Source organism: Aminobacter sp. P4_D5, assembly GCF_056401815.1.
In genome coordinates this window covers 1-572 of record NZ_JBFUIP010001140.1, presented here as the reverse complement: position 1 = coordinate 572, position 572 = coordinate 1, and the positions used below count along the sequence as shown (strand labels likewise).

Annotated in this window: 1 protein-coding gene and 1 pseudogene; both read left to right on the top strand. The window is 66.8% G+C overall.

Going from position 1 to position 572, the window contains the following annotated elements:
• Nucleotides 1–71: 71 nt before the first annotated feature.
• On the top strand, nucleotides 72–371 hold the full coding sequence (locus tag AC1DWF_RS37135) for a DUF2312 domain-containing protein (RefSeq protein WP_476843425.1): 300 nt from the start codon (nucleotides 72–74) through the stop codon (nucleotides 369–371).
• A gap of 94 nt (nucleotides 372–465) precedes the next feature.
• Nucleotides 466–572, top strand: a pseudogene (locus AC1DWF_RS37130) (TerC family protein); the annotation flags it as partial.

Below are 572 nucleotides of genomic sequence, written 5' to 3'. Positions count from 1 at the left end.
GAGGGGGCCATGGCCAAGCACGGGTAGAGGGGCTACCTCCCTCCGCCGATCAGTTTTTCGAGAGAGTTTCCATGTCCGATACCGACGACGAAGCGGCGGCGAGCCGCAAGCGCCAGGCCGATGCCCCCGATTCCGACGTGGGCGGCATCGCCGCCGACCGGCTGCGCTCCATCATCGAGCGCATCGAGCGGCTGGAGGAGGAGCGCAAGGCGCTCGGCGACGACATCAAGGACATCTATTCCGAGGCGAAGTCCGCCGGCTTCGACGTGAAGGTGGTCCGTCAGGTCATCCGCCTGCGCAAGCAGGAGCCGGCCGAGGTGGAGGAGCAGGAAACGCTGCTCGACCTCTACCGCCGCGCGCTGGGGATGTAGTGCGACGACGCTCCCTTCCCATTGCGGGGCGGGAGCGTCCGTGATGCTCTCCCGGTGCGGCCGTTAGGTGCCGTTCCGGGAGGCATGACGATCGATGAGCGGCTTGATGACACTGGCGGCTGACCCCGCGGCCTGGCTGGCCCTCGGGACGCTCATCGTCATGGAAGTCGTGCTCGGCATCGACAACCTGCTGTTCATCTC